Origin of the sequence: Lactococcus sp. LG1074 (genome assembly GCF_017309525.1) — a bacterium.
Lineage (GTDB): Bacteria > Bacillota > Bacilli > Lactobacillales > Streptococcaceae > Lactococcus > Lactococcus petauri.
On the sequence record NZ_CP071293.1, the window covers coordinates 726,939 to 752,453 of the forward strand.

Annotated in this window: 21 protein-coding genes; 14 read left to right on the forward strand and 7 right to left on the reverse strand. The window is 39.6% G+C overall.

Features of this window, described 5'->3' with window-relative positions; genetic code table 11:
* Nucleotides 1-53: 53 nt before the first annotated feature.
* The 4 genes from queG to ftsX all read left to right on the forward strand — a co-directional run bounded on the left by queG (nt 54) and on the right by ftsX (nt 4,088).
* The gene (gene queG / locus J0J36_RS03670) at nt 54-1,109 is read left to right on the forward strand and encodes a tRNA epoxyqueuosine(34) reductase QueG (RefSeq protein WP_153924646.1); all 1,056 of its coding nucleotides are present in this window, start codon (nt 54-56) and stop codon (nt 1,107-1,109) included.
* A gap of 51 nt (nt 1,110-1,160) precedes the next feature.
* Nucleotides 1,161-2,258 (forward strand): peptide chain release factor 2, encoded by a 1,098-nt coding sequence (prfB, locus tag J0J36_RS03675; RefSeq protein WP_029343296.1) that lies wholly within the window; start codon nt 1,161-1,163, stop codon nt 2,256-2,258.
* Between the two features lie 209 nt (nt 2,259-2,467).
* A complete protein-coding gene (ftsE, locus tag J0J36_RS03680) occupies nt 2,468-3,160 on the forward strand; it encodes a cell division ATP-binding protein FtsE (RefSeq protein ID WP_017369093.1) in 693 nt (230 codons plus the stop codon).
* Nucleotides 3,153-4,088, forward strand: coding sequence for a permease-like cell division protein FtsX (ftsX, locus tag J0J36_RS03685; protein WP_019292481.1), 936 nt, complete (start codon nt 3,153-3,155; stop codon nt 4,086-4,088). The genes ftsE and ftsX overlap by 8 nt, the downstream gene beginning before the upstream one ends.
* A gap of 99 nt (nt 4,089-4,187) precedes the next feature.
* Here the strand turns inward: ftsX and nrdF are convergent, their stop codons facing one another.
* The 5 genes from nrdF to plsY all read right to left on the reverse strand — a co-directional run bounded on the left by nrdF (nt 4,188) and on the right by plsY (nt 8,792).
* Nucleotides 4,188-5,174 (reverse strand): class 1b ribonucleoside-diphosphate reductase subunit beta, encoded by a 987-nt coding sequence (gene nrdF, locus J0J36_RS03690; RefSeq protein WP_019292482.1) that lies wholly within the window; start codon nt 5,172-5,174, stop codon nt 4,188-4,190.
* A 14-nt stretch (nt 5,175-5,188) separates the two neighbouring features.
* Nucleotides 5,189-7,357 carry a class 1b ribonucleoside-diphosphate reductase subunit alpha gene (gene nrdE, locus J0J36_RS03695; RefSeq protein ID WP_019293703.1) on the reverse strand — a complete coding sequence of 723 codons (2,169 nt, stop codon included), beginning with the start codon at nt 7,355-7,357 and terminating at the stop codon, nt 5,189-5,191.
* 53 nt (nt 7,358-7,410) lie between these two features.
* A complete protein-coding gene (gene nrdI / locus J0J36_RS03700; RefSeq protein WP_019292484.1) occupies nt 7,411-7,830 on the reverse strand; it encodes a class Ib ribonucleoside-diphosphate reductase assembly flavoprotein NrdI in 420 nt (139 codons plus the stop codon).
* On the reverse strand, nt 7,827-8,045 hold the full coding sequence (nrdH, locus tag J0J36_RS03705) for a glutaredoxin-like protein NrdH (protein WP_019292485.1): 219 nt from the start codon (nt 8,043-8,045) through the stop codon (nt 7,827-7,829). Before nrdH ends, nrdI begins: the two co-directional genes overlap by 4 nt.
* A gap of 108 nt (nt 8,046-8,153) precedes the next feature.
* Nucleotides 8,154-8,792 (reverse strand): glycerol-3-phosphate 1-O-acyltransferase PlsY, encoded by a 639-nt coding sequence (gene plsY / locus J0J36_RS03710; RefSeq protein ID WP_019293702.1) that lies wholly within the window; start codon nt 8,790-8,792, stop codon nt 8,154-8,156.
* A gap of 229 nt (nt 8,793-9,021) precedes the next feature.
* Here plsY and parE point away from each other — a divergent pair, with 229 nt between their 5' ends.
* The 7 genes from parE to J0J36_RS03745 all read left to right on the forward strand — a co-directional run bounded on the left by parE (nt 9,022) and on the right by J0J36_RS03745 (nt 19,264).
* Nucleotides 9,022-10,959 (forward strand): DNA topoisomerase IV subunit B, encoded by a 1,938-nt coding sequence (parE, locus tag J0J36_RS03715; RefSeq protein WP_019292487.1) that lies wholly within the window; start codon nt 9,022-9,024, stop codon nt 10,957-10,959.
* Nucleotides 10,960-10,982: 23 nt separating this feature from the next.
* Nucleotides 10,983-11,825, forward strand: coding sequence for a PolC-type DNA polymerase III (locus J0J36_RS03720; protein ID WP_019292488.1), 843 nt, complete (start codon nt 10,983-10,985; stop codon nt 11,823-11,825).
* A gap of 2 nt (nt 11,826-11,827) precedes the next feature.
* Complete coding sequence (locus tag J0J36_RS03725; protein ID WP_153924649.1) at nt 11,828-12,289, forward strand: GNAT family N-acetyltransferase; 462 nt, start codon at nt 11,828-11,830, stop codon at nt 12,287-12,289.
* 45 nt (nt 12,290-12,334) lie between these two features.
* Nucleotides 12,335-14,818 (forward strand): DNA topoisomerase IV subunit A, encoded by a 2,484-nt coding sequence (parC, locus tag J0J36_RS03730; protein ID WP_153924652.1) that lies wholly within the window; start codon nt 12,335-12,337, stop codon nt 14,816-14,818.
* Between the two features lie 159 nt (nt 14,819-14,977).
* On the forward strand, nt 14,978-17,449 hold the full coding sequence (gene gyrA, locus J0J36_RS03735; protein ID WP_153924655.1) for a DNA gyrase subunit A: 2,472 nt from the start codon (nt 14,978-14,980) through the stop codon (nt 17,447-17,449).
* Between the two features lies 1 nt (nt 17,450).
* The gene (locus J0J36_RS03740; protein WP_153924659.1) at nt 17,451-18,521 is read left to right on the forward strand and encodes an FAD:protein FMN transferase; all 1,071 of its coding nucleotides are present in this window, start codon (nt 17,451-17,453) and stop codon (nt 18,519-18,521) included.
* Nucleotides 18,522-18,532: 11 nt separating this feature from the next.
* Nucleotides 18,533-19,264, forward strand: coding sequence for a class A sortase (locus J0J36_RS03745; RefSeq protein WP_019292493.1), 732 nt, complete (start codon nt 18,533-18,535; stop codon nt 19,262-19,264).
* A 43-nt stretch (nt 19,265-19,307) separates the two neighbouring features.
* On the opposite strand, the gene J0J36_RS03750 is transcribed toward J0J36_RS03745, so the two are convergent.
* On the reverse strand, nt 19,308-20,075 hold the full coding sequence (locus J0J36_RS03750; RefSeq protein WP_019292494.1) for an ABC transporter permease: 768 nt from the start codon (nt 20,073-20,075) through the stop codon (nt 19,308-19,310).
* 12 nt (nt 20,076-20,087) lie between these two features.
* Nucleotides 20,088-20,954 carry an ATP-binding cassette domain-containing protein gene (locus tag J0J36_RS03755; protein WP_019292495.1) on the reverse strand — a complete coding sequence of 289 codons (867 nt, stop codon included), beginning with the start codon at nt 20,952-20,954 and terminating at the stop codon, nt 20,088-20,090.
* Between the two features lie 210 nt (nt 20,955-21,164).
* Here J0J36_RS03755 and pcrA point away from each other — a divergent pair, with 210 nt between their 5' ends.
* The 3 genes from pcrA to mdt(A) all read left to right on the forward strand — a co-directional run bounded on the left by pcrA (nt 21,165) and on the right by mdt(A) (nt 25,483).
* The gene (pcrA, locus tag J0J36_RS03760; RefSeq protein WP_019335327.1) at nt 21,165-23,459 is read left to right on the forward strand and encodes a DNA helicase PcrA; all 2,295 of its coding nucleotides are present in this window, start codon (nt 21,165-21,167) and stop codon (nt 23,457-23,459) included.
* Between the two features lie 3 nt (nt 23,460-23,462).
* Complete coding sequence (locus J0J36_RS03765; RefSeq protein WP_019292497.1) at nt 23,463-24,029, forward strand: DNA-3-methyladenine glycosylase I; 567 nt, start codon at nt 23,463-23,465, stop codon at nt 24,027-24,029.
* A 197-nt stretch (nt 24,030-24,226) separates the two neighbouring features.
* On the forward strand, nt 24,227-25,483 hold the full coding sequence (gene mdt(A) / locus J0J36_RS03770; protein WP_019292498.1) for a multidrug efflux MFS transporter Mdt(A): 1,257 nt from the start codon (nt 24,227-24,229) through the stop codon (nt 25,481-25,483).
* The last annotated feature ends 32 nt before the right edge of the window (nt 25,484-25,515 follow it).

The window sequence follows — 25,515 nt, forward strand, 5'->3', positions numbered from 1 at the left end:
GAAGGCTGTTGGTAAAAATTATGTTAAGATGTCTATAAAGAAAGGTTTAACAGATGAAAAGTTTAAAAGAAGAGATCCAAAAGCTTGCGGCAGACCTCAATATTCAAAAAATTGGATTTACAAAAGCGGATGATTTTGAATATCTTCGTGCCTCTTTGATTGAGCAGAAAGAAGCAGGACACACGTCTGGTTTTGAACATAAAAATCTCGATGAGCGTTTACAACCAAAGTTGTCTCTCGAAGATGCAAAAACAATCATATCCATCGGTATAGCCTATCCTAATAAGGCAGAAGAAAAGCCCGAAAAAACAGAATTTCGTCGAGGTTCCTTCTCCCGGGGAAGTTGGGGTGAAGATTATCATCATGTGCTTCGCCGAAAGTTAAAAGAACTTGCGGAAGGGATAGAAAAAATAGCGGGTCGTTTTAACTATACAGCCATGGTGGATACAGGTGCACTTGTGGATGTCGCTGTAGCTGCGCGTGCAGGTTTGGGATTTGTGGGGAAAAACGGTTTACTCGTCAGCAAGGAGTACGGTTCTTGGATGTTTTTGGGCGAATTGGTGACCAATTTAGAGATTGAGGAAGATCAGCCTGTCGATTATGGCTGTGGCTCTTGTACACGCTGTGTCGATTTCTGTCCGACGAAGGCACTTTTAGGAGATGGGCGCTTAAATGCACAGCGTTGCTTATCTTATCAAACACAAACACGGGGGCCGATGCCAGGAGAATACCGTGAAAAAATTAAAACGGTAATTTATGGTTGTGATATTTGCCAAGTGGTTTGTCCCTATAATAAGGGAATAAACAGTCATTTCCACCCGGAAATGGAGCCCGATCCAGACTTGACAAACCCAGAGCTGCTCCCACTTTTGGATTTATCTAATAAAGAGTTTGCGAATAAATTTGGCAATATGGCAGGCAGCTGGCGAGGGAAGAATCCTATCCAACGCAATGCGATCTATGCCTTAGGAAATGCAAATGATCGCTCAGCATTACCTAAGTTGCACGAAATCGCTGAGAATGATGTTAGGGATTATATGGTAGATGCTGCCGAATGGGCGATTGAAAAACTCGAAAACAAGCATCGTATGCGACCACGAAAAAGATAGGAGCCTTAGAGCTGCTGTCTTTTTTTGGACAAATATGCTAAAATAGAGCCTATGGAACTATCTGAAATTAGAAATAAACTAGAGACATATGGTCAGAAAGTCGAAGATTTTCGTGGCTCACTTGACTTAGATCGCTTAGAAGAAGAAATCGCTTTGCTTGATAATGATATGGCTGAGCCTGACTTTTGGAATGATAATGAAGCTGCGCAAAAAGTCATTGATGAATCAAATGCGCTTAAGGCAAAGTATGAAAACTTCATGTCAATTGCAACACTTCATGAGGACAGTGAAGTGTTGTTGGAGATGCTTCAGGAAGAAGACGATGAAGATATGCAAGTCGAGCTTGAAGAGAACGTTGAGAAGTTAGGTAAAAAGATTGAAACTTACGAGTTGGAAATCATGCTCAACCAACCTTATGACCACATGAATGCCATCTTGGAAATTCACCCAGGATCTGGGGGAACCGAGTCACAAGACTGGGGCAGCATGCTCATGCGTATGTATGAACGCTGGGGCGCTGCACACGGCTTCAAGGTAGAAGTTTTGGATTATCAAGACGGAGATGTTGCAGGTCTAAAATCAGCGACATTAAAATTTGAGGGCCGAAATGCCTATGGCTTCTTACGAGGCGAAAAGGGAGTACACCGATTGGTGCGTATCTCGCCTTTTGACTCACAAAACCGTCGTCATACTTCATTTACTTCGGTAGATGTCATGCCAGAACTTGATGATACAGTTGAAGTTGATGTTCGCGATGCAGATATTAAGATGGATACTTTCCGCTCAGGTGGTGCAGGTGGACAAAATGTCAATAAAGTCTCAACAGGTGTACGTTTGACACACGTTCCTACTGGAATTGTAGTGGCTTCTACAATGGACCGTACACAATACGGTAACCGAGACAAGGCAATGGCCATGCTGAAATCAAAACTTTATCAATTAGAGATGGATAAAAAACAAGCCGAAGTCGACGAACTCCGTGGTGATCAGTCAGACATCTCTTGGGGAAGTCAAATTCGTTCTTATGTCTTTATGCCTTATCAGTTGGTCAAAGACACAAGAACAGAGTATGAGACAGGGCAAATTGATAAAGTAATGGACGGAGATCTTGATGGCTTTATCCATGCTTACCTACGTTGGAAAATGTAAGTTGGTAATTCAAGCGAAATTCATTTGTAACTTTAAAGAAAAACTGTAAAATAATTTATACCTAAAAATCTTTTTATCTGGTATAATGAGAAGAACTTTGTTTTTTTGGAGCAGAAAAAATAGTTTCAAAAAAGGAACTCCCTTCCCTCTTTATAGAGAGGAAAGGGGAAGAAAAAAGTTGCAAAACAATTCAATGGAGACTAGGGATAATGAGTATTATTAAATTAAATAATGTATCAAAAAAATACTCTAACGGAACAACAGCCTTACGTAACATCTCTCTTGACATCGAAGCAGGAGAATTTGTTTATATTGTTGGACCGTCTGGAGCTGGTAAGTCGACCTTTATTAAGTTGCTCTACCATGAACTAAAAATTGATAAAGGAACAGGCGTCGTTGCTAAGTTTGACCTGATGAAACTTAAACGTCGTGATGTGCCTTTATTGCGTCGTTCTGTAGGGGTTGTCTTCCAAGACTACAAACTCTTGCCGAAGAAGACTGTATATGAAAATATCGCTTATGCGATGGAAGTTGTCGGGAAACGTCCACGTGAAATTAAAAAACGTGTCAATGAAGTTTTGGATCTTGTAGGCCTTAAACATAAATTGCGTTCTTTCCCTGATGAACTTTCAGGTGGTGAACAACAACGTGTAGCAATTGCACGTTCAATCGCTAATGCGCCTAAACTCTTGATTGCTGACGAACCTACAGGGAATTTGGACCCAGAAAATTCATGGGAAATTATGAATTTGCTCGAAAAAATTAACTTGCAAGGAACAACTGTTCTCATGGCAACTCACAACAGCCAAATCGTAAACACATTACGTCACCGCGTTGTTGCTATTGAAAATGGACGTATCGTTCGAGACCAAGCGGAAGGAGATTACGGTTACGATGATTAGAAATTTATTTAAACATTTATTGGAATCACTGAAAAATCTCCGTCGCAACGGATGGATGACTGTAGCTGCAGTTTCCTCTGTAATGATTACTTTGACTTTAGTCGGACTTTTTCTCTCAGTTATTTTAAATACGGCGAAATTGTCCAGTGATATCGAAAAAAATGTACGTATTGTTGCATATATGGATTTGAATGTTCATGATATGGATAAGAAAATTGAAGATCCAAAAAATCCTAAAAAAGAAATCAATAATCCAAACTATCGTAAAATTTATTCAGAAATTGAAAAAATCCCTGATGTTGCTTCAATCAAGTTCTCAAGTAAAGATGAACAACTTAAGCAATTGACAGAGACATTGGGCAGCACTTGGGCTCTTTTCCAAGGTGATGCTAACCCGCTCTACGACGCTTATATCGTTGAAGCAGATAACCCACAGGATGTCGAAAAAGTTGCCAGCGCGATTAAGAAGATTAATGGTATCCAATCTGCAAACTATGGTGGTGCCAATACAGAACGTATCCTTGCTTTAGGGAATAACGTGAAGATCTGGGGTGGTGCAGCAGCAGCTCTGCTTATCTTAGTTGCCGTCTTCCTCATCTCAAACACAATCCGTATCACGATCATGTCACGTCAACGTGAGATTCAGATTATGCGATTGGTGGGAGCACGTAATGGTTATATTCGTTGGCCATTCTTCTTGGAAGGTGCTTGGGTTGGACTCTTGGGAGCTATTGTCCCAAGTGTATTGATAGCTTGGCTTTATAACCTTGCTTTCACAAGCTTCACACCAAGCTTGAAACCGCAAAGTCTATATCTGCTTCCCGCAGACACCTTTGTGCCAATGATGGTGGGTTTACTCTTCCTTATTGGTATCTTGATCGGTTCACTCGGAGCAGTAACTTCAATGCGTCGTTTCTTGAAAGTTTAAAAATGAAAAATGCGTACCAAATGGTATGCATTTTTTTGCAGTGTGGGTAAGCTATCAGTAAGAAAAAAGACTAGGAAACAATTCCTAATCCTTTTTATTTTATTTCAAACCAATCATATAGTCGTCATCTGACATGGCTTCAACTTCACCGAGCAGGTAAGAATTACCAACTTGGCTAAAGAAGTCATGGTTTGATGAAGAAGTAGAGATACCGTTCATTACAACAGAGTTGACATCCGCTGCTGTATCGGGGAAGAGGGGATCTTGACCTAAGTTCATGAGTGCCTTGTTGGCGTTGTAACGAAGGAATTTCAAGACTTCATCTGTCCAGCCGATTTCATCGTAAAGTAAGTGTGTATAAGCTTCTTCGTTCTCATAAAGTTCGTAGAGCAAGTTGTACATCCAATCACGGAGTTCACTTTGTTCTTCTTCAGATAATTCGTTGAAACCAAGTTGGAACTTGTAACCGATATAAGTGCCATGGACACTTTCATCACGAATAATAAGTTTGATGATTTCAGCAGAGTTGATCATTTTGTTGTTGCCGAGATACCAGAGTGGTGTGAAGAAACCAGAGTAGAAGAGGCAAGTTTCAAGGAAGACACTTGCGATTTTCTTCTGAAGGGCTGTACCATTTTGATAGATATCGTTGATGATTTCTGCCTTCTTTTGCATGTAAACATTTGTATCGACCCAATCAAAGAGCTCTTCAATCTCTGATTTTGTATTTAAGGTACTAAAGATTGTAGAGTAAGATTTGGCGTGGACCGACTCCATAAACTGGATATTGTTGAAGCATGCGATTTCTTGAGGAGTACGTGCATCATGTTTGAGCACCTCCGCACCGTCTACAGATTGTAAAGTATCCAAGAGAGTCAAACCAGCAAAAGCTTTCGCGAAAGTATCACGTTCAACTTGAGGCAATTTGCGCCAATCGTCAAGGTCATTTGAAACAGGGACACGTGTGTCCAACCAAAACTGGCTGGTCAGTTTTTCCCAAGTATATTTATCAATAGAATCTTCAATTGCATTCCAGTTAATGGCTGCATAGTAAGTAGGGACTTTTTGGTTATTTTGTTCAGACATAGTATTTCCTTTTTTTAAACAACACAGCTTTCACATTGGTTTGAGCCAACTTCCTCTTCATCGTCAGTAAAGGTACGGACGTAGTAGATAGTTTTGATACCTTTATTGTAAGCATAGTTACGTAGGATACTCAAATCACGTGTTGTCATTTTATTATTTGCAATTTTCCACTCATAAAGGCCTTCAGGTAGGGTTGAACGCATGAAGAGGGTCATAGACAAACCTTGATCGACATGTTCTGTTGCAGCAGCGTATACGTCAATGACAGCACGCATGTCTGTATCGTAAGCAGATTTGTAATAAGGAATGGTATCTGTTGAAAGACCAGCGGCTGGATAGTAAATCTTACCGACTTTCTTTTCTTGGCGTTCTTCGATACGGTTAACGATCGGGTGAATTGAAGAAGAACAGTCGTTGATATAAGAAATTGATCCATTAGGAGCAACGGCCATACGGTAAGAGTTATAAAGTCCACCTTGCATAACTTTTTCTTTTAAGGCAGCCCATTCAGCTGGACCAGGTACAGCAATACCAGCGAAAAGTTCTTGGATTTCGTTTGGAACAGCGGCGAAATAGTCATGGTTAAGGTATTTGTCGAAGTAAGAGCCGTCCGCATAAGCAGATTTATCAAAGTCTTTGAAGGTTGCTTGGCGTTCAACTGCAAGTGTATTTGATGCAACTAAAGTATAGTAGTTCAAGAGCATAAAGTAAACACTTGTAAAGTCAACAGCGGCTTTGCTGTCGTAATGGATATGGTTTTTAGCGAGGAAAGAATGAAGCCCCATAGCACCAAGTCCAATGGCACGCATTTCGTTATTTCCTTTACGTACAGTTGGTACAGAGTCAAGATTTGAAGTTTCAGAGATGAAAGTCAAGGCACGAACCATTGATTCAATTGAGCTTCCAAAGTCTGCGCCTGAAGTCATCATGTTCATGACATTTGTTGAACCCAAGTTACATGCAACGTCAGTACCTAATGTTGAATATGTTTGATCATCATTAAGCACAGAAGGTGTTTGAACTTGAAGGATTTCAGAACAAAGATTACTCATAGAGATAACACCATCGACAGGGTTAGCTTTGTTTACTGTATCGATGTTCACGATGTAAGGATAGCCAGATTCTTGTTGGAGTTTAGAAAGTTCTTGTTCCAACTCACGCGCGCTGATTTTGATTTTACGGATATTATCGTTTGCGAGCATGTTGTCGTATTCTGCTGTAATATCAACATGGGCAAAAGGCATACCATATTCTTTTTCAACAAAGTAAGGCTCAAAGAGGTACATATCTTCGCCCTTAGCTGCAAGTTCGTAGAATTTATCAGGAACAGTTACACCGAGTGACAAAGTTTTCACACGGATTTTCTCATCAGCATTTTCTTTTTTTGTTGAGAGGAATTCCATAATATCAGGGTGGAAAATGGAAAGATAAACCACACCAGCCCCTTGACGTTGTCCAAGTTGGTTGGCATAAGAAAAGCTATCTTCGAAAAGTTTCATCACGGGAACAACGCCCGCTGCAACGCCATCGTAACCTTTGATTGGTGCACCAGCACCACGTAAATTGGTCAAGTTAAGACCAACACCGCCTCCGTTTTTTGAAAGTTGGAGGGCAGAGTTAATGGTACGACCAATCGAATTCATATCGTCTGTCAGCTGTAAAAGGAAACAGCTGACAAACTCACCGCGGCGTTTACGTCCAGCATTGAGGAAAGTTGGAGTAGCAGGTTGGTAACGGCGATTAACCATAGCAAAGGCTAAATTACGTGCAAGTTTTGTATCACCATCAGCCATGTAGAGCGCGTTCATCAAGACGCGATCTTCAAAGTTTTCCAGATAGAGTGTACCTTCGTTGTTTTTCATGGCGTATTGATTGTAGAACTTGTAAGCAGCCATAAAGCTATCAAACTTAAAGCCAAAGTCCAACAATTCTTGATGAAGTTGTTCAATGAAACTCATTTCATACTTACGGATGAAGTCTTCTTCTAGGTAATCACCTTCTAGAAGGGCTTCAATTTTTTCGGCATAAGTATCTTTAGTGAAAGTGTTAGGCTCAACATTTTCCTTGAAGAAGGCAGTGATTGCTTCTTTGTCTTTTGCTAAAGGAATAGAGCCGTTAACGGGGATATTGATTTGATTGTTAAGTGTAAAGTACGTAACATCTTCAAGATTTTTAAGTGACATATATTTCTCCGGGGCTTTGCGCCCGCATGCTAATTTTTTATTTTTAGTGAAATTTATGATTTGAGACTGATGTTTGCTCCAGACTCTAATCGAGCTGCAATGTCTTCGACAGCAGCTACATCGCTCGGTGTGCCATTAAATTCGAAATCGTAAACAATAGGAATTTGGAATTGAGCGGATAATTCTTTTGCGGTAAATATATATAAAGAAGCAAAATTTCGATTTCCTGTACCGACAATGCCTTTACAGTATTGTGCGTTATTGGCATAGGACATAAATTCAAAGACTGGGTCCATAATGTCCATGCTTTTTTCAGCTCCAGGAGTTTCATCCGCATAACTTGGGACGATAATCAGGAAATCTTCATTTGCTTCAAATTCGGGATCGTTAGGCAGAATTTCTTCATGCTCTAAATTGGTTTTATTGACAAAACGGCGTGTTTGGCCAGTTATACTGAAATAGATTAATTTCATGCCAATTTTGCCAATTCGCTTGGGTTAAAACCAGAGAATGAAACGTCGTCTTTGACAACGACAGGGGCAGCACGATATCCCATATCAAGCACTGTTTGTACAAATTCTGGTTTTTCGTCAATGTTAATTTCTTCAAAGTCCACAGTGTGTTCTGTGAGCCATTTTTTTACCATTTTACATTGCATGCAGTTGTTTTTTGAGTATACAGTGACCATAATTATTCTCCAATTTTTTCATTAATTTTATTCTTTTATTTTAGTATAAAAAAAATACCTAGTCAAGTTATCGATACTAGATATTGTGGTCTATAATTATGTAAAATACTATATATTGTGTTGTTTGCTGAGGTTTAAGCCGAATGGTACCAAAGATTCTTCTTTATTTTTTATTCTCTTAATGTTACTCTTGTGTCGAACGATGATAATAGAAGCCAAGGCTAAAATTATTACCGAAAACAAGGGATCGTAATCGGGTAAAATAAAGTGGAAATAAGGAAAAACAAGAACGCCAATCAGTGCAGCAATGGCTCCTAAAATAGAAGACAGGCTAATCATGCTGAAAAGGTAAAGCACGAGGAAGAAAACTACGGCCAGATAAAGGAGGAAAACGGGGTTAAATCCAAGAACAACACCAGCTGAAGTCGCAACAGCCTTTCCACCTTTAAATTTGTCAAAGACGGAAATGGTGTGACCAACGACCGCTAACAATCCAAAAATAAGTGGCGAAACACCATGAACATGGAAAATGAGAGGCAGAAGTGTGGCCAATGTACCTTTGAGAAGGTCAAAGATGAAAACAATGATGCCAGCTTTTTTTCCAAGAATACGGAAAGTATTCGTTGTACCAGTATTTCCAGAACCATACGCGTGCAGATCTTTTTTAAAGAAAATCTTTCCAATCCAAAGTCCTGCAGGAATCGCTCCAATAAGGTAGGCAGCGATGCATAAAATTATTATAGTCATATCATCTTTCTTTTACGTTTGTAATAGCTCTACAATTATAACATAAAAGTTGACGATTTTTAGCGATTCTTTGAAAGAAAATCTTTTCAAATTTAATTTTTTTAGGTAATAGGAATAAAAAAGCTCAGTTTGTTTTATAAAGACTTTTGACAAAGGCTCTTGAAGAATGTAGAATAGGAAAGATGAATATTTCTGCTGGTTTAGAGCTAGCTTAAATGGAGAATAATGAATGGTAGATATAAATAATTACGACGACAGCGCGATTCAGGTCCTGGAAGGGCTTGATGCCGTAAGAAAGCGCCCAGGGATGTATATTGGTTCAACGGATTCAACAGGCTTGCATCACTTGATTTGGGAAATTGTAGATAATGCTGTCGATGAAGCCTTGTCAGGCTTTGGAACAAAGATTTCGGTAATATTAAATAAAGACGGCTCTGTTACTGTGGAAGATGAAGGGCGTGGAATGCCTGTCGGAATGCACGCTACAGGCAAACCGACTGTTGAAGTTATCTTTACTGTCCTTCATGCGGGTGGTAAGTTTGGCCAAGGTGGCTACAAAACATCCGGAGGCTTACATGGTGTAGGTTCTTCCGTCGTGAATGCCTTGTCAAGCTGGCTTGAAGTAGAGATTACACGTGATGGTAATGTTTATCGTCAACGTTTTGAGAACGGTGGACATCCTGTAACAACATTAGAAAAAATAGGTAAGGCACCAAAATCTAAAACAGGGACAAAAGTTACCTTTATGCCAGATGCGACGATTTTTTCGACGATTGAATTTAAATACCAAACAATCTCGGAAAGGTTAAACGAATCTGCCTTTCTTTTGAAAGACGTCACTCTCTCGCTTACAGATCAGCGTGGAGAAGAGGAAGTTAAGGAAGAATTCCACTATGAAAATGGCGTACAAGATTTTGTAGACTACCTCAATGAGGATAAGGATACGCTCACACCCGTTTTATATTTTGCAGGGGAACAAGATTCTTTCCAAGTAGAAGTAGCTTTACAATATAATGATGGTTATTCGGAAAATATCCTTTCTTTTGTTAACAATGTTCGGACAAAGGATGGCGGAACACATGAAGCTGGACTTAAAACGGCCTTGACCAAAGCCATGAATGATTATGCCAGAAAAACAGGTTTACTCAAAGACAAGGATAAAAATCTCGAAGGCTCAGACTATCGTGAAGGGCTGACAGCTGTTCTCTCTATTCTTGTACCAGAAGAATACTTGCAGTTTGAAGGGCAAACGAAAGATAAACTTGGGTCACCCTTAGCACGTCCAGCAGTTGATGCTCTGGTCTCTGAAAAATTGACTTTCTATCTTTTGGAGAATGGTGAACTGGCACAAAATTTAATTCGTAAGGCGATTAAAGCGCGTGAAGCACGTGAAGCAGCACGCAAAGCACGTGAAGAATCTCGAACAGGTAAAAAGAATAAGAAAGACAAAGGACTTCTTTCAGGGAAATTAACACCAGCACAAACTAAAAATCCTAATAAAAATGAACTCTACCTTGTCGAAGGAGATTCTGCCGGTGGTTCAGCAAAACAAGGACGCGACCGTAAATTCCAAGCGATTTTACCTTTGCGTGGTAAGGTAATCAATACTGAAAAAGCCAAAATGCAGGATATCCTTAAAAACGAAGAAATCAACACAATGATTTACACTATTGGTGCGGGTGTTGGAGCAGATTTTACCCTCGCGGATCGGAACTATGATAAAGTAATTATTATGACCGATGCGGATACAGATGGTGCACATATCCAAACCCTACTTCTTACCTTTTTCTATCGCTACATGAAGCCTCTTCTCGAAAATGGGCACGTATATATTGCCTTGCCACCGCTCTATAAGATGAGTCAAGGTAAAGGCAAAAAAGAAAAAGTTGCTTATGCTTGGACAGATGCTGAACTTGAAGAACTTCGTCAAACTTTTGGCAAGGGAGCAACGCTTCAGCGTTATAAAGGTCTAGGAGAAATGAATGCTGACCAGCTGTGGGAGACAACTATGAATCCTGAAACTCGTACATTGATTCAAGTAACTATTGATGATGCAGCGCAAGCTGAAAAACGGGTTTCAGTTTTGATGGGAGACAAGGTGGAGCCTCGTCGTAAATGGATTGAAAACAATGTGAAGTTTACATTGGAAGAAAACACAGTCTTTTAAGTAATTGCATATTTTTAGGAAAAATGAGAAAGGAATGTGATAAGGTGGAGCATTACGTAGTATTTGACTTTGAGACAACAGGATTTAGTCCTCAAAAAAATGAAATTATTCAAATTGGTGCTGTCAAATATGACCAATCGCACCAAGAAATTGCGCGCTTTAATCAGTTGATCAAACCCACGCGTTCTTATCTTCCAACTAAAATTTCAGAACTGACTGGAATTTGGCCGGCTTCCTTACTGGGGCAACCAGTTCTAGCTGAAGTTTTACCTGATTTTATAGCCTTTTCAAGGGATAGCTTGATGGTGGCTCATAATGCGCCTTTTGATGTCAGCTTTCTTTATCAGGCGATAGTAGATTGTGAGATTGGTGATGCACCTCATTTTCAAGTCTACGATACACTCTCTGAAGCAAAAAAATTAGTGCAGATGCCCAACTATAAGTTGGAAACCTTTAAGGATGTATTAGGTATTGATTTGCGCAGCCACGATGCACTCAATGATTGCCTTATCACCGCCCGTCTCTATCAGTACTTACAAGACTTGTCACGTCCACCCAAACCGCAACTAGTATCAAACGAAAGTTTACAAATGGATTTGTTTGGTGAGGTAGATACAACAATCACGGAAGAAGTTCGCCGAAAATTGAGCTTACCAATTACGAAAGATTTGGTTTATTATCGTAGAGATACACAGCGAAATTGGCAAAAATTCGAGGTGACAGGCTTGGCGATAACAGCAGCTTATTCAACGGGTTACAGTCTGACAGCTACGCTTTATAATAATGAGACAGTAACCATTCATTCTGACTTTTTGAAGGAAATGCAGAAAGCTAACTTTACAAACGAAATAGAAAAAGAGGGATAAATATGGCATGGAAGATTAAAAATTTCGAAGAACTTACGCGATCAGAACTCTACAAAATTTTACAAGTCCGCTCTGAAGTTTTTGTTGTTGAACAAGAATGTGCTTATCAAGATGTCGACGGTAAGGATCAAAAGTCATTGCACTTGTGGTTAGAAGATGATGAAGGTGCCATTCAATCCTACTGTCGTATCTTACCGGCGGGGCTTTCTTATCCTGAGGCCTCTATTGGCCGTGTACTGGTGAAGGTAAGCCAACGTGGCAAAGGAACGGCGCGTAAAATGATGCAACAGGCTCTTGAGTTTCTGGCTCAATCATGGCGAGAACCTGTAGTGCGTATTGAAGCGCAGTACTATCTCCGGGCATTCTATGCTTCTTTTGGATTCAAGGAAGATTCAGAACCCTTTTTGGAAGATGGCATAAAACATGTTGAAATGATTTTGGACTTAAAGGATTTTGCCTCTTAAAAAACATTTTGTAAACTTAAAAATGAAATAACTGTTGGAGGACTAATGTCTAATATACAAACTCTACCTTTAGAGGATATTATGGGCGAGCGTTTTGGACGCTATTCAAAATACATTATTCAGGAACGTGCCCTACCTGATATTCGAGACGGCTTAAAACCCGTTCAACGACGCATCCTGTATTCAATGAATAAGGATGGCAATACTTTTGATAAAGCTTATCGTAAGTCTGCCAAGTCTGTCGGAAATGTTATGGGTAATTTTCACCCTCATGGAGACAGCTCGATTTATGATGCGATGATTCGCTTGTCGCAAGATTGGAAAATGCTTGAGCCCTTGATTGAGATGCACGGGAATAACGGATCAATGGACGGTGATCCACCGGCTGCTATGCGTTATACTGAAGCACGTTTGGCAGAAATTTCTTCGTATTTATTAAAAGATATTGAGAAAGATACAGTTGCTCATGCTTGGAATTTTGATGATACGGAAAAAGAACCAACGGTACTTCCCGCAAGCTTTCCTAACTTGTTGGTGAACGGTTCAACGGGGATTTCGGCAGGTTATGCAACAGATATCCCGCCGCACAATCTTGGAGAAGTTATTGATGCGACAATCTATATGATTGATCATCCTAAAGCTGATGTTGAAAAAATCATGACTTTCATGCCCGGCCCCGATTTTCCGACAGGTGCCATTATTCAAGGGCGTAGTGAGATCAAAAAGGCATACGAAACAGGCAAAGGGCGCATTGCTGTCCGTTCAAAAGTAGAAGTTGAAAAACTTAAAGGCGGTCGTGAACAACTCGTCGTTACAGAGATTCCTTATGAAATCAACAAAGCAACTTTGGTTAAACGGATTGATGATGTGCAAGTAAATGCCAAAGTGCCTGGGATTTCTGAAGTGCGTGATGAATCCGATCGTGAAGGGTTACGCATTGCTATTGAGCTGAAAAAAGAAGCCAATAGTCAGCTGGTGCTTAACTACCTCTATAAAAACACAGATTTGCAAATTAATTATAATTTCAATATGGTGGCAATTGACAATATGACGCCACGTCAAGTCGGTGTTCTTCCTGTTCTGCGCTCTTACATTGCCCATCGTCAGGACGTTATTGTTAAGCGTTCAAAATTTGACTTGAGTAAAGCAGAGAAAAGATTACATCTGGTTGAAGGTTTGATCCGGATGGTCTCTATCTTGGATGAAGTCGTTGCTTTGATCCGTGCATCTGAAAACAAATCAGATGCTAAGGAAAACTTGAAAGTGAGCTATGCTTTCAGTGAGGAACAGGCAGAAGCTATAGTTACACTGCAGCTTTACCGTTTAACTAATACCGACATCGTAACTCTAGAGAATGAACAAGCCGAACTTGAAGCTAAGATTTTAGAACTCCGTGCGATTATCAATGATGAACGTACACTTTATAACTTGATGAAACGTGAGTTACGTGAAGTCAAGAAAAAATTTGGCAAGGAACGACGTTCAGAACTACAAGATAATGTTGAAACGATAGAGATCGAGGCGCAACAACTGATTGCGGAAGAGGAAACGGTTGTTTCAGTTACGCGTGGTGGTTATATTAAACGCACATCACCACGTAGCTTTGCCTCTTCCAATGTTGAAGAAGTTGGTAAACGTGAGGATGATGAATTAATCTTTGTTAAAGCGGGCGCACGGACCACGCAGCACCTGCTGATGTTTACAAGTCTTGGAAATGTTATTTATCGTCCAGTCCATGAATTGTCTGATGTCCGCTGGAAGGATATTGGCGAGCATATCTCCCAAACTTTGAACAATTTTGCCAGCGATGAAGAAATTATCTTTGCACAAGTACTTGATAATTTTGAGACTGGCGAAAATTACATGGTAGTTACAGCAGCTGGTCAAATCAAGCAAGTTGAACTTGATTCCTTTAAACCTTGGCGGACATACCGCTCTAAGTCAATGGTTTACGGGAAACTCAAAGGGGACAAAGACAGTATTGTAACCATCGCACCGATTGTTAAAGGTGATGAAGATGTGATGTTGATTTCTGGAAATGGCTACGCCCTTCGCTTTAACATCTCAGAAATTCCAGTTGTGGGGGCTAAAGCAGCTGGTGTTAAGGCAATGAATCTTAAAGCAGGAGATTTGGTCAAGGCTGCCTTCTTTGTGCAAACAGACAGTTGGTATCTACTCACACAACGTGGCTTTATCAAGCGGGTAAAATCTGAGGATATTCCGGAAACAAGTCGAGCAAATCGTGGCCTACAGGTTTTACGTCCTTTGAAGACCAATCCGCATACCGTATTCTCAGCAGGTAGTGTGATCAATACTGATAAGACACCACTTTCAGAGACAGTTGATCTTTTCAGTCCTGCAGAAGCAGAAGATACGCCAACTGATAAGAGCCAGATTTTGGAGGTAACTTCAGCAGTGGGTAAAGTCTATCAAACAGAACTGACAGACTTGAATTTATCCGATCGTGCAAGCAATGGCCATCCCTTAGCCGAAGATATTGATCGTGTGATTGAAGCAAAAATAAAATAAAAATGATCCTCAATGAGGATTATTTTTTTATTTAGAAATACTGTCAAAATAAGCCTGATTTACAAGGAAAAAGTATATTCAAAAGATTTAAAAACACCTGTAAACAATAAGAAATTATGGTATAATAGAGACAGTGTTTATACATTGAAAGAGGAGAACATGGAAGATAAAAATATCATAAATGTCAATCTTGCTGAGGAGATGAAAACCAGCTTTCGTGACTATGCAATGTCAGTTATTGTGGCACGTGCCCTACCTGATGTACGCGATGGTTTGAAGCCGGTTCATCGCCGCATTCTTTACGGAATGAACGAGCTTGGTACAACGCCTGATAAGCCACATAAAAAATCTGCCCGTATTACCGGGGATGTCATGGGTAAATATCACCCACATGGAGACAGCTCGATTTATGAGGCCATGGTACGTATGGCTCAGTGGTGGAGCTATCGCCACATGCTGGTTGACGGGCATGGGAACTTTGGTTCCATGGATGGAGATGGCGCTGCCGCTCAACGTTATACCGAAGCACGCATGTCAAAAATTGCCTTGGAAATGCTTCGTGACATCAACAAAAACACTGTTGACTTCGTTGATAACTATGACGGAACGGAACGAGAACCAGAAGTACTTCCGGCACGTTTTCCGAACCTTTTGGTTAACGGAACAACGGGGATTGCCGTTGGGATGGCGACAAATATTCCACCTCATAACTTAGGAGAAACAATTGATGCGGTTGACTTGCTGATGGAAAATCCAGAGGCGACAACACGTGATTTGATGGAAGTATTACCTGGGCCAGACTTTCCTACTGGTGCTCTAGTCATGGGTAAATCTGGTATTCGCCGTGCTTATGAAACAGGTAAAGGCTCAATTACGCTTCGTGCGAAGACAGAAATTGAGGAATTACCTGGAGGTAAGGAACGCATTGTAGTTACTGAGTTCCCTTATATGGTCAATAAGTCAAAAGTTCATGAGCATATTGTTCGTTTGGCACAAGAAAAGCGTATTGAAGGTATTACAGCCTGTCGTGATGAGTCAAGCCGTGAAGGTGTACGTTTAGTGGTTGAAGTCCGTCGCGATGCATCGGCACACGTGATTTTGAACAACTTGTTCAAACTTACACAGCTTCAAACATCCTTTGGTTTTAATATGTTGGCCATTGAAAAGGGTACGCCAAAGATTCTGTCATTGAAACAAATCTTGACTGACTACATTGAGCATCAAATCGAAGTTGTAGAACGTCGTACACGCTTTGATAAAGCTCGTGCAGAAGCTCGTGCTCACATCTTAGAAGGTTTGCGTATAGCCTTGGATAACATTGATCGTATGATTACTATTATCCGTGAATCTGCAACAGATGCAATTGCTCAAAAAGCGATGATGGACGAATTCCAACTGTCAGACAAGCAATCGCAAGCTATCTTGGATATGCGTTTGCGCCGTTTGACAGGTTTGGAACGTGACAAGATTGAAAATGAGTATCAAGAGCTTATTGCCTTGATTGCTGATTTGGCAGATATCTTGGCTAAACCAGAACGTGTTAAAGCTATTATTCGAGAAGAATTAGGTGAAATTAGACGTAAATTTGCAGACAAACGTCGCACAGAGCTTTTGGTTGGGGAAGTCTTGAATCTGGAAGACGAAGATTTGATTGAGGAAGAAGATGTTCTTATCACTCTCTCAAATAAGGGATATATCAAACGTCTTAGCAATGACGAATTCCGTGCACAAAAACGTGGTGGACGTGGTGTTCAGGGCATGAACATGTCCGACGATGATTTTGTACAACATCTGGTATCAACAAGTACACACGATCATTTGCTCTTCTTTACTAATCTTGGACGTGTCTATCGAATGAAGGGCTATGAAATCCCAGAATACGGTCGTGCTGCTAAAGGCTTGCCTATCGTCAATCTTTTAAAACTTGATGAAGGTGAAAAGATTCAAACAATTATTAATGTTGTGAAGTCAGACGAAGAAAGATATCTGTTCTTTACAACACGTAAAGGCTTAGTCAAACGTACCAATACCCAACAATTTGCTAATATCCGAACTAACGGTCTCAAAGCTCTAAATCTTCGTGAAGGTGACGAGCTTATCAATGTTCTACTCACATCAGGTAAAGAAAACATCATTATCGGAACGCATGATGGCTTCTCCGTACGCTTTGAGGAAGCTGTAGTACGCGATATGGGCCGTTCTGCTACGGGTGTTAAAGGTGTCAGCCTGCGTGAAGGCGACTTTGTTGTTGGTACAGCGATTGTTCATGATGAACAGGAAGTCTTAGTGATTTCTGAAAAAGGTTTAGGTAAGAGAACGATTGCGAGTGAATATCCTGTTAAAGGTCGTGGTGGTAAAGGGATTAAAGTCATGAACATCACTGACCGCACAGGTAAACTTGCCGGTTTGACTGCTATCAATGGTGATGAAGATATTATGGTCATTACTGATACAGGTGTTGTGATTCGTACAAGTGTTGATAATATCTCACAAACGGGTCGTGCAGCGCAAGGAGTGAAAATCATGCGTTTGGATGATGATGCACAAATTGTGACATTTGCTCTGGTTGAACCTGAACAGGAAGAGGAAGAAATAAACGAGGCAGAGAGAGCTTCAAATACGGAAGAATAAAATGAAAAAATTATTTATATTCTTAACTGCAGCTGTCAGTATCTTTTTACTGGCAGCTTGTAGTTCAAATAAGGAGACCCGTGATCTTTTAGAGCAGCCAATCAAAAAAGATGCCACAACAATGGGAACCTACATCCAAGTCACTGTCTACGATAAAGCTAAGGAAAAAGCGGTTGAAGAAGCTTTAAATATCGCTGAGAAATATAACGATTGGGTATCTGTAGATCAAGCAAAGTCAGTTGTCGATAAAATCAATGACAATGCTGGTATTAAACCTGTCAAAGTAAATTCTGAAATTTATCAATTAATCAAGCTAGGCTATAACTATTCTGCTAAGGATATGGGCTATGATATTACCATAGGTCCTTTGAGCAAGCTCTGGAATATAGGCTTTCCTGATGCACGAAAACCTTCACAAGATGAGATAGACAAGGTCCTACCTCTGATTAATTATCAATTTATCCAGTTTAATGAAAAAGACAGTACCGTCTATTTAAGTCAAAAAGGTGCCCGCTTAGATTTAGGTTCAATAGCTAAAGGCTATACAGCCATGAAGATGGTTGAAAGTCTTAAAAATAATGGCGTAACCACTGGTATTGTCGATTTGGGATCAAGTTCTATCTACGTGATTGGACATTCTCCACGTCAAACAAATGATGCGTGGACTATTGCTATAAAAGACCCCAATGATCCAGAAAAATCGCAGTTGGGAATTTTAAAAGCAAGTGATCAACATGTAAATACTTCAGGTATCTATGAACGTTATTTAGAAGTGGATGAGCATCGCTACTCTCATATCCTTAACCCTAAAACGGGCTTCCCATTTGACAATGATATTGCTAGTATCACTCTTTTAATTTCTGGTGATGATGCTACAAATGGTGATGGTTTATCTACTATGATTTACGCTATGGGAACCAAAAAAGGTTATGAATATGTCGAAAGCCTGAAAAATGTTCAAGCTGTATTTGTGGATAAAGATAACAAGCTATATATTACGGATGGCTTAAAAGATAAATTTGACTTAACCAGTGAAAACTATAAGATAGGTCAAATTAAAGACTTAAAATAGAAAGAGGCAACATGGCGAAAAAAAGTAAGAGTTGGAAACGCGTGCTAGTTAATTTGCTTATTTTGGTTCTCTTTCTTGTGGGTTTAATCCTTGTTTTTAACAAACCTATCCGAAACTGGTTAATCGGCAGAAATACGGCGCATTATCAGATAAATAATGTGACGCGGGAAACGATTAAAGAAAACAAAGAAGTAAAGGGCAACTTTGACTTTGACAGTGTAGAGTCGATTAGTTTTGAACAAGTGGTACGTAACCAGTTAAACCGTCAACCCATGCCAGTCATTGGAGGTATTGCAATTCCAGATGTTGGCATTAATCTGCCAATTTTCAAAGGCTTAGCAAATGAGAACCTTGCTTTTGGAGCGGGTACGATGAAGGAAGACCAAGTGATGGGGCAAGGAAATTATGCTTTAGCCAGCCATAACGTCACTGGTTTTAGCAGCGATGTTAGCCTACTCTTTACCCCGCTTGAACGTGCGAAAGAGGGGATGATTATTTACGTCACGGACAAAAATAATATCTATCAATATCGTATCAACAAAATATCTGTCGTTTCTCCAGAACATTCAGAGGTAATCGATGATACACCAGGAAAAACGGAGATTACCTTGGTAACCTGTGCTGATCCAGAAGCTGTAAATCGAATTATTGTACATGGTACATTTGAGAAAAAAGTTGCTTACGATGCTGCGACACAAGAGATGAAATCTGCTTTTGACCGCAGTTATAATCAAGTACTTTAATAAAAAAACTTCCAGAAATGCTCTGGGAGTTTTTTCGATATTTTTATAAATCCTGTTTGCGAAGATAGAAAATACCAATGAGGCCGAAAACTAAGATTTCTATAATATGATAACCAATACTGAAGAGACTGTTATTACTTACAAAGGTAGAACTAAAGTCTGAAGTTCCTACTTGTGCAAGGAAGAGGAAAAATAGACTCATTAAGACTGTTTGAAGAATACGAGAGGTGAAATTAAAAGCAATGTATACAAATAAACCTGATGTTCTTCCGCGCGTGATAATAACGGCTAAAGCCATTGTTACCATCATAGCTACGAGTCCTAAAATATAAGAAAGAAGTCCCATAAAAATATCGGCAGAATGAACGAGTAAGTCAAGCGATCGAAAGAGAGAAAAGACCGTTTCTTGGTTGAAGATAAAGAAGGTGACAAAGGGGACAACTAAGACAAGAAAAAGAGCAATTAATTGAGTCAAAATTGTTGTGCCAATCTTGACAAAGTAATATTTGACCCGAGAGACTCCACTTGCAATCATCAAACTCATGACCTTGTTTTTATAATCAATATTGAGCAGATGAAAAGGATATAAGAGGGAAAAGATAGCTAACCCAATGACGGCAAAGACAGTCGTAATCGAAAGAAAGGTGAGGAGGATGGGAAAGTTTTGAAAATCAATGTTTGTCAAACTGACAGCTAACCATGAAAAGTTAAGCAGTAAACTTAAAGAAATGAATACGGCAAGGACTATCATGTAAGTTTTATCCTTTATGTTTTTATACATTTCCATTTTAAAAATATTTTTGGCATTCATACTGAGTTCCTCCTATTTCACAAGTTCAATGAACTTGCTTTCTTTTTTAATCTGATAAAACTCAATATCTTGAGCTACAGCTTCCTTGAAGAATTCACGATACTTGTCTTCATTCATTTCAAAAATAGTCCAGTTTTCGGATTGTTGTGAAAACTTAACTTGTAACTCCGTTAGGAAGGTGTGAAGCGCTTGAGGCTGATTTGTTTGTACACGGTAAATATAGGTCTGATTCTTCTTATGAAGATCGAATTTTTCAACAAAATTACCATTTTCTAGGACTAAAACTTCATCGGCTAGAGTTTCAATGTCTTCTTGAACATGACTTGAAATAAGAATCATTCGTCCCTCTGTTTTTAAATGAAGCAAGTAATGTTTAAACCATTCGACTGTTTTTTTATCTAAGCCACGGAAAGGCTCGTCAAAAATGAGAATATTCGCATCGCTCATCAGGGAAATCAGAAGAATCAACTTTTTATTCATTCCTAAAGAATAACGGCTTACTTTTTCGTTCAGGTTATCGTAAATATTTAATTCTTTAGCTAAGATGCGGGTTCTCTCTTCATCAAAATTTCCACGTAGCCCACCAAAGTAGCGAAGATTAAACCAACCTGAGTAGTTTTTATAAAGTTCCATATCATCAAGAACAATACCGACAGAAGTAAGTACTTTAGGATTTTCTTTAATATTCTTCCCATCAATTTCGATGCTACCGGAATAGTTGGTAATAATATTAGTCAGCGTTTTAAAAAATGTCGTTTTTCCGACACCATTTCTTCCCACAATCCCATAAATTTTTCCTTGGTCAAAAGACACAGAGGATAAATTCAGGACATTGTGCGCTTGGTAAGAGAAGCGGAGGTTTTGGATGTTCAGCGTCATGTTTTTCCTTCTTTCATTTTATGAATAATTCTATCATGTGTGCGTTGCTTTTACAAGCCAATCCATAGAGTGTAATACCATATTTACAGCTTTGATTATTGCGAGAGTCATTACATTTAATGAAAAAGAATTTAGGGAAAACAGATGTGCAGGATAGGTCCTCTTTTGTTATAATAGGAGAGCAAGACTAGACTGGAATTGAGAGAATAAATGAATCCTTTATTAAATGGAATGAATGAAAAACAAGCAGAAGCAGTACAAACTACAGAAGGACCACTTTTAATCATGGCAGGCGCGGGCTCAGGAAAAACCCGTGTTTTGACACACCGCATTGCTTATCTTATCGATGAAAAAATGGTGAATCCTTGGAATATTTTGGCGATTACCTTTACCAACAAAGCTGCGCGTGAGATGAGAGAACGTGCGCTTAATTTAACCCCGGCAGCTCAAGATACATTAATTGCAACATTTCACTCTATGTGTGTCCGAATCCTCCGACGTGATGCTGACCATATTGGTTATAACCGAAACTTTACGATTATTGATCCAGGGGAACAAAAAACCTTGATGAAGCGTATTTTAAAAGAAGCAAACTTGGATCCTAAAAAATGGGAACCTAAAACGCTCCTTAATACAATTTCAAACGCTAAAAATGACCTTCTAGATCCAGAAGCTTACGAAGGACAAATCAATGCTCGTAATCCTTATGAGTTACTGACAGCCCGTGTTTATAAAACCTATCAGGCAGAACTGCGTAAAGCGGAGTCGATGGATTTCGATGATTTAATCATGCAAACCTTACGTCTTTTTGATAAAAACCCAGATGTTTTAGCCTATTATCAAGGTAAATTTCAATATATCCATGTGGATGAATATCAAGATACTAACCATGCGCAATATCAGCTCGTCAAGTTAATGGCTCAACGTTTTAAAAATATTTGTGTCGTTGGTGATGCTGACCAATCAATCTATGGCTGGCGTGGTGCAGATATGCAGAATATTCTTGACTTTGAAAAAGATTATCCCGATGCGAAAGTTGTTTTACTTGAAGAAAATTATCGTTCTACAAAAACAATCTTACAGGCTGCCAATAATGTGATAAATAACAATGTGAATCGTCGCCCTAAAAAATTATGGACCCAAAATAATGATGGGGAGAATATCCTTTATTACCGCGCCAATGATGAGCGGGATGAAGCAATCTTTGCAGCTTCGACGATAAATGAGCAAGTGCAAGCTGGTCGGAAATATTCTGATTTTGCTGTCCTTTATCGGACAAATGCACAATCACGTACAATAGAAGAAGCGTTTTTGAAGTCAAATATTCCCTATAGTATGGTTGCAGGAACAAAGTTCTACTCACGTAAAGAAATTCGTGATGTGATCTCTTACCTTAACGTGATTGCCAATCCTCGAGATAATATGAGTTTTGAGCGGATCGTTAATGAGCCTAAACGTGGTGTTGGTCCAAGTGCTCTGGAAAAATTGAGAAACTTTGCGGATATGCAAGGTAAATCTTTAGCAGAATCAACGTTGGATATTACTTTATCGGATATTCGAGGCAAAGCAGCTGGCGAAATCTACAATCTTGGGCTAATTTTTGATTTCTTGCGTAGCTTCATTGAAACATCTAGTATCACGGAACTTGTTGAAGAAATGCTTGACCGCACGGGCTATATGAAGTTCCTACGAATGCAAGCAAATCTTGAAGCTCAGACACGGATTGAGAATATCGAAGAATTTCTCTCCGTGACAAAGAATTTTGATGAAAAATCAGAAGTACCACTAGATGAAATGACTGGAGAACCAATCAAGGAAACCGGTTTGGACCGCTTGAGTCGTTTCCTTAATGAAGTGAGTCTTCTTTCTGAGGTGGATGAATACGAAGAAGCGAGTGACGCGGTTACTATGATGACCTTACATGCTGCAAAGGGTCTAGAATTTCCTGTTGTATTTCTTATTGGGATGGAAGAAAATATCTTTCCACTTTCACGTGTTAATGATGATCCTGATGAATTGGAAGAGGAACGTCGTCTTGCCTATGTGGGAATCACGCGCGCCGAAGAATTTCTTTATATGACCAATGCAAATCAACGTGTGCTCTACGGTAAAACCAGCTATAATCGTCCGAGCCGTTTCATCTCTGAGATTGATGATGAGTTATTGGACTATGGAGGGATTGCACGTAAGGCCAATTCAAGCTTCAATGCTAGTTATAAAATGGCTGGAGGTGCGACACGATTTGGTACTGGCATGTCCATGACAGATGCTCTTCATCAACGTAAAGCTGCAGTCAATTCTGGAGCATCACGTGTGATTGAAAAAGCAGATGTAGCTACAGAAGATTGGACGATTGGAGATACTGCCGTCCATCGCAAATGGGGCGAAGGCATTGTGTTAGCTGTTACTGGAACCGGTAAGAATATGGAGCTGAAAATTAAGTTTCCTGAAGTGGGTATGAAACGTCTTTTGGCTGCAATGGCACCAATTGAGAAAAAGGAGTAGTAAATGGATAAGAAGCGATGCAAGTGGTGTCTTTCTTCGGAGAAGATGATTCATTATCATGATACATATTGGGGTACTCCGGTCCATGACGATCAAGAGCTTTTTGCAAAACTCGTTTTAGATATGAATCAAGCAGGCCTCTCTTGGTCAACCATTTTAAACAAACAAGAAAGCTTCTATAAAGCTTATGATCAGTTTGAGATTGAAAAAGTAGCCAGCTATAGTAAGGAAAAGGAAGAAGAACTCCGCCAAAATGCGGGAATTATCCGCAACAAGCTAAAGATAGCAGCTGCAGTAAATAACGCTCAAAAAGTTTTAGAACTTCAGAAAGAATTCGGTTCTTTGGATAAATATATTTGGTCTTTCTCAGAAGGTCAAGTGTTGCAACATCAAATTACTGATGAGAGCCAAGTACCTGTTACCAATGCTTTAGCTGAAGCTATGTCTAAAGACATGAAGAAAAGAGGAATGAAATTTGTTGGTCCAAGAATAATCTATGCTTATCTTCAAGCTGTAGGCGTGATTAATGACCATGCGGATTATTGTTTCCGTAATAAAGAGCTGTTGTAGAAAGAGGAGCGTCTGACATTTATCAGGCGCTTTTTGATGCTTCTTAATAATCAGCAAAATACTAAAGGTTAAGGTTTGAATTGCTTTGAGAACTCTTCCTTTTTTGATATGCTAATATTTAAAAAGGAGAAGAATATCTGTTTGGATTACGGATAAAATTTTAGGCTCCTTAAAGAAAATATAGAAAAAGGAACTCTATGAACACATCAGTCCCGCCAAATTGGCGGAAAAATTTTTATTTGTTTTTGATAGGTCAGCTCCTAACGGGCGTGACTTCAATGATTGTCCAGTATGCGATTATTTGGTATTTGACCCTTGAAACAGGTGAAGAATCTGTCCTTGCAATTGCTACACTTGTAGGTATGTTACCAATGGCGCTTCTAAGCCCGTTTGTTGGGCCATTCATTGACCGTATCAACAAGAAGTTCTTACTTATTTCATATGATGCTGTGGTGGCAGTAATAGCCTTGGGTCTTTTTATTTACGGGATTAATAATGATGTTTATCCACTTTGGATGGTCTTTGTGACTATTGGTATTCGTGCGGTTGCACAGACCGCTCAGATGCCAACAGTCCAATCTATTATGCCCACAATGGTACCAGAAGACGAAATTACTCGAGTCAACGGACAGTTCGGTATTATTCAATCTTTGATATTTATTGTTTCACCTGGGATTGGAGCTTTCATGGTAGCAACTATGCCGATTCATTGGGTTATTTTACTTGATGTGATTGGCTTCATTCTTGGTGCTGGAATGTTGCTTTTAGTCAGGATACCAGAAGTCGCTTCACAGGGCGAAAAGATCTCTGTGATTAGGGATACGCTTGAAGGGTTTAAAATTCTCCGTGAGAATAAACCGATGTGGAAAATGACACTCATCGGTGCCCTATTTATGTTACTTTTTATGCCTGCAATGAGTCTTTATCCTCTAGTGACCACAAAATATTTTGGCGGCACGATTGTCCACGCGGGTTGGGTTGAAGTTCTATTTGCTGCTGCGATGCTGATTGGCTCTTTTGCTGTTGGTATTTTTGGAAAAACTAAGGACCGTATGCCCTGGATTATTGCGGCTTATCTTATCGTTGGCTTGAGCATCGGTGGTTCAGGCTTTCTTCCTGGCAATATGAACGGGTTTTGGGTTTTCCTTGTTTTGAATGTTTTTGCTGGAATTGTGGGACAGATTTATACCACAATGAATATGGCAATCACGCAGCAATCATTTGAAGCCCAATACTTAGGACGGGTTATGGGAATAGTCTCTGCATTGATGAGTATTGCCGGACCAGTTGGGCTAATCTTCGCAGCTCCAGTAGCGGAATCCATAGGTGTTCAAAACATGCTTGTGATTGCAGGCTTTGGAGGCATATTAGCTGCAGCTCTATTATATTGTACGCCCTCAGTTCGGAACTATGATAAACATTTGCAAAGAAAGTTAGAAAATGAAGGACAATGAAATAAATGTCAAATCAATAGTTGAAAGAGCTT

Bases quoted from the DNA above. Each gene is read 5' to 3' on its own strand.
- gyrA (WP_153924655.1), top strand. From the start codon at position 14,978: ATGGAAGATAAAAATATCATAAATGTCAATCTTGCTGAGGAGATGAAA.
- nrdE (WP_019293703.1), bottom strand. From the start codon at position 7,357: ATGTCACTTAAAAATCTTGAAGATGTTACGTACTTTACACTTAACAAT.
- J0J36_RS03745 (WP_019292493.1), top strand. From the start codon at position 18,533: ATGGCGAAAAAAAGTAAGAGTTGGAAACGCGTGCTAGTTAATTTGCTT.
- ftsE (WP_017369093.1), top strand. From the start codon at position 2,468: ATGAGTATTATTAAATTAAATAATGTATCAAAAAAATACTCTAACGGA.
- J0J36_RS03740 (WP_153924659.1), top strand. From the start codon at position 17,451: ATGAAAAAATTATTTATATTCTTAACTGCAGCTGTCAGTATCTTTTTA.
- nrdH (WP_019292485.1), bottom strand. From the start codon at position 8,045: ATGGTCACTGTATACTCAAAAAACAACTGCATGCAATGTAAAATGGTA.
- nrdF (WP_019292482.1), bottom strand. From the start codon at position 5,174: ATGTCTGAACAAAATAACCAAAAAGTCCCTACTTACTATGCAGCCATT.
- pcrA (WP_019335327.1), top strand. From the start codon at position 21,165: ATGAATCCTTTATTAAATGGAATGAATGAAAAACAAGCAGAAGCAGTA.
- ftsX (WP_019292481.1), top strand. From the start codon at position 3,153: ATGATTAGAAATTTATTTAAACATTTATTGGAATCACTGAAAAATCTC.
- queG (WP_153924646.1), top strand. From the start codon at position 54: ATGAAAAGTTTAAAAGAAGAGATCCAAAAGCTTGCGGCAGACCTCAAT.
- J0J36_RS03765 (WP_019292497.1), top strand. From the start codon at position 23,463: ATGGATAAGAAGCGATGCAAGTGGTGTCTTTCTTCGGAGAAGATGATT.
- plsY (WP_019293702.1), bottom strand. From the start codon at position 8,792: ATGACTATAATAATTTTATGCATCGCTGCCTACCTTATTGGAGCGATT.
- J0J36_RS03755 (WP_019292495.1), bottom strand. From the start codon at position 20,954: ATGACGCTGAACATCCAAAACCTCCGCTTCTCTTACCAAGCGCACAAT.
- J0J36_RS03720 (WP_019292488.1), top strand. From the start codon at position 10,983: ATGAGAAAGGAATGTGATAAGGTGGAGCATTACGTAGTATTTGACTTT.
- prfB (WP_029343296.1), top strand. From the start codon at position 1,161: ATGGAACTATCTGAAATTAGAAATAAACTAGAGACATATGGTCAGAAA.
- parE (WP_019292487.1), top strand. From the start codon at position 9,022: ATGGTAGATATAAATAATTACGACGACAGCGCGATTCAGGTCCTGGAA.
- parC (WP_153924652.1), top strand. From the start codon at position 12,335: ATGTCTAATATACAAACTCTACCTTTAGAGGATATTATGGGCGAGCGT.
- J0J36_RS03725 (WP_153924649.1), top strand. From the start codon at position 11,828: ATGGCATGGAAGATTAAAAATTTCGAAGAACTTACGCGATCAGAACTC.
- J0J36_RS03750 (WP_019292494.1), bottom strand. From the start codon at position 20,075: ATGAATGCCAAAAATATTTTTAAAATGGAAATGTATAAAAACATAAAG.
- nrdI (WP_019292484.1), bottom strand. From the start codon at position 7,830: ATGAAATTAATCTATTTCAGTATAACTGGCCAAACACGCCGTTTTGTC.